4 protein-coding genes are annotated in these 3,697 nt (G+C 55.4%); 2 read left to right on the plus strand and 2 right to left on the minus strand.

The window, feature by feature from the left end:
• Positions 1-106 precede the first annotated feature (106 nt).
• Positions 107-1,393, plus strand: a complete 1,287-nt coding sequence (locus M3436_20015) for a nucleotide sugar dehydrogenase (GenBank protein MDQ3566261.1) — start codon at positions 107-109, stop codon at positions 1,391-1,393.
• Positions 1,394-1,406: 13 nt separating this feature from the next.
• Positions 1,407-2,750, plus strand: a complete 1,344-nt coding sequence (locus M3436_20020) for a UDP-glucose/GDP-mannose dehydrogenase family protein (GenBank protein MDQ3566262.1) — start codon at positions 1,407-1,409, stop codon at positions 2,748-2,750.
• Between the two features lie 47 nt (positions 2,751-2,797).
• Here the strand turns inward: M3436_20020 and M3436_20025 are convergent, their stop codons facing one another.
• Positions 2,798-3,265, minus strand: coding sequence for a CYTH domain-containing protein (locus M3436_20025; protein MDQ3566263.1), 468 nt, complete (start codon positions 3,263-3,265; stop codon positions 2,798-2,800).
• 161 nt (positions 3,266-3,426) lie between these two features.
• The coding region (locus tag M3436_20030; GenBank protein MDQ3566264.1) for a hypothetical protein at positions 3,427-3,697 on the minus strand (271 nt) is incomplete at its 5' end.

Consider the following 3,697-nt stretch of genomic DNA (forward strand, 5'->3'; position numbering starts at 1 on the left):
GCGGATATTACCGAGCTCGAGCGGGATGTTGGGTACCGGCCGTCGACGCCGATCGATGTGGGGATCGCAAAGTTTGTAAGCTGGTATAAAGGCTATTCTAGAAACCATGAAACACGGTAGAAAAATTTCCGTTATCGGATTGGGGTACGTCGGCTTGCCTGTCGCCGTGGAATTCGGCAAGCGGCAACGCGTGGTGGGCTTCGATATCAATCGAGTGCGCATTGCCGAGCTTAAACAACAAACCGACAGGACGCATGAGGTCGAGCCGCCTGATCTGGCGGAAGCGGACGTCCTGTATACCTCGGATCCTGGTGATCTAAACACTGCCGATTTTCATATCATCGCCGTGCCCACGCCAATCGATCGGGCGAAACGGCCTGATTTAGGCGCCTTGATCGGCGCATCGGAGATCATCGGATCACAGTTGAAGCGCGGCGACATCGTGGTCTACGAATCCACCGTTTACCCCGGTGCGACGGAAGAAGAGTGTGTCCCCGTCCTCGAACGAGAGTCCAAGCTAAAAAGCGGGGTTGATTTTTTCGTGGGTTACTCGCCGGAGCGAATTAACCCCGGGGATAAGGAACACACATTCAAGTCGATAACCAAAATCGTCTCGGGGCAGGATGCGAAAACATTGAATATCGTAGCCGAAGTCTATAGCTCGGTGGTGGTGGCCGGTGTGCATCGAGCGCCATCGATTAAAGTCGCGGAAGCCGCGAAGGTGATAGAAAATACACAACGCGATCTGAATATCTCGCTCATGAACGAGCTGGCGCTTATCTTCAACAAAATGGAAATTGACACGCGCGATGTCCTGGCCGCCGCGGGCAGCAAATGGAACTTTTTACGCTTTGACCCGGGCCTCGTCGGCGGGCACTGTATCGGCGTCGATCCGTATTATCTCACCCATCAAGCCCAAGTGCTGGGCTACATTCCTCAGGTCATCTTGGCCGGACGCAAAATCAACGATGACATGGGTGATTATGTCGCCAACCAGATCATAAAGCAACTCATTCACCGCGGACACAGTGTGAAGGGAAGCACGGTCACGATCCTGGGTTTGTCATTCAAAGAGAACGTGCCCGATCTACGCAATACCCGCGTGATCGATATCGCCAAGGAGCTGATGGATTATTCAGTCAAGGTACAAGTGCACGATCCCTTAGCCGACCCTGAAGAGGCAAAAAAGGAATATGGTATCGAATTGCTGAGCGAAGCGCGGCTCCAACCCGCGGAGGCGGTCGTGCTTGCCGTACCGCATCGCGAATATCTTGCGCAAGGGTGGCAGCGGATTATCCCGTTGCTGAGAGACGGCGCGGGCGTGGTCATCGACGTGAAAGCCGTCCTGCCGAGGAGTGAATGCCCGGAAAGCATTACCTTGTGGCGCCTATAAGGAGATCATCAGGATGAATGTGGTTATGGTCGGCAGCGGTTACGTGGGCTTGGTGTCAGGAGCGTGTCTGGCGGAATTTGGGGCGAACGTCACCTGTATCGATGTCGATGAGGATAAGATCTCGCGTTTGCAGCGGGGCGAAATCCCCATTTATGAACCTGGTCTCAAAGAGCTCGTGGATAAAAATGCCGCACAGCAGCGGCTGCGGTTTACGGCAAAGTTCGTGGATCCGATTGGCATTGCCGATCTGGTATTTATAGCAGTGGGGACACCATCCCGGCATGGGGATGGCTTCGCGGATTTAAGCTACGTCTACGAGGCAGCAAGAACGATCGCGCGGTATTTGAAGGGATACACGGTAGTCGTGGATAAATCCACGGTCCCGGTCGGCACGGCGCGCAATGTCGCGCGTATTATTCGAGAAGAGAATCCGGCGGCTGATTTCGATGTTGCGTCAAACCCGGAATTTTTAAGAGAGGGCGCGGCAATCTCGGATTTCATGCGTCCCGACCGTATTGTCATCGGCGTGGAGAGCGCGCGCGGGGAAGCGTTGCTGCGCGAGCTTTATCGTCCGTTGAACTTGATCGAAACCCCGATCGTTAAGACCGATTTAGAAAGCGCCGAGCTGATTAAATACGCCTCCAACGCCTTTCTCGCGACCAAGATCAGCTTTATCAATGAAATGTCGATGCTATGCGAAGCCGTCGGCGCCGATGTCCATGCCGTGGCCAAGGGAATGGGGCTCGATAATCGGATCGGGCGCAAATTTTTGCACCCCGGCCCAGGTTATGGCGGTTCTTGTTTCCCAAAGGATACGCAAGCCTTGGTCAGGATCGCCCAAGAGCAAGGCGTATCGAGCCGCATTGTGGAGGCGGTCATCGAGGTCAACGCCGCGCAGAAGGCGCGCATGATTAAGAAGATCCGCGATGCGCTGGGCGGCAGCGAGGCGGGCAAGACCATCGCAGTTCTCGGGCTGACCTTTAAGCCGGAGACGGACGACATGCGAGATGCTCCCGCCTTATCCATTTTACCCGCGCTCATCGAGAAAGGGGCCATGGTACGCGCGCACGATCCGCATGGCACGGCGGAGGCGAAAAAACATTTGCCCGATTCCATTACCTACTACGGCAGCGTGTATGAGACCTTTGAGCAGGCCGACGCCGTCGTGCTGCTGACGGAATGGAACGCCTACCGTGGGCTGGATCTCGACGATGTTTTGGCGCGCATGAAAGGAAGGGTGTTTTGCGATCTGCGCAATGTTTATGAGCCCGAGCGGATGAAGGCCATAGGATTCAACTATGTTTGCGTCGGCCGCTCGGCTAAAGGCATTTCATCCGCCGTCGAAGCCGTCTCCTGAGCCCCGCCTGCGGGCGGAACACGGGAGCCCGCGCGCCAATCGTCAAGCTACCAGTTCTTGTAAGGGCGGGACACTAAGCACACGTTATAATAGCGCGGGTCGTGGGAGACCTCGGCGCCGGCCCAATCGGGCAGATCGAACGGTTCTTCGGCAGCTTCCAACTCGATTTCCGCGATCACGAGGCCCGCGTTGTCTCCCTCGAAGACATCGATTTCCCACAGGTGACCGGCATACTCGATTTTATAACGTGTCTTTTCGATCAGCGGTTTGAGGCACAGGAATTCTAAGATGTGTTCCGCGTCGCTCAAGGGGATCGCATACTCGAATTCCGTGCGCGACACACCCAGTGTCGCGCTTTTTATGTTCAGGGCGGCCTGGTCCCCCGCGACGCGCACGCGTATCGAACCAGGTCCGTTCTTGTTCAAGTAACCTTGACGCATGCGTGCGGATTCGGCGGCGTGCTGCCGCCAAGCGTCGTTTTTAACCAAGAATTTACGTTCGATCTCGCGCGCCAAAGCCTGGGCCCCCCGCAGCGACAATGTATACTAATTCTCTCTCATAGGTAACATATTTAAAGTATTTGATTTCGTTTATATTTGTTAGTTGGAACTTACTGCAATCTACTTGATTAGATCTATATCGGTTGCAAAACAGCAAGCACCAAAGCGAAGGCAGCTTAATCTTTCGGGGATCGCGCGGCCGCGGTAGCGGCGGCGGTCAGGCCGATAAGCAGGCCGAAGATTGCGATGCCGGCAAGCATGAGCCACTCGTTCACGGCTTGCGGTGTGAAAATCGCGGCGAGAGGAGTGAGAAGATCGAAGGCGTTGTCCGGTGCGGCGCGGTGTCTTCTAAATGCTTCGAGGAGCGCCGCCACAAGTACTGCTACAACGAATCCCACTGATCCACCGGTGAGTGCTCTGATGAGAAGTGTTGCTCGGTTCACGGGA

The sequence above is a fragment of the Pseudomonadota bacterium genome (assembly GCA_030859565.1).
Taxonomy (GTDB): domain Bacteria; phylum Pseudomonadota; class Gammaproteobacteria; order JACCXJ01; family JACCXJ01; genus USCg-Taylor.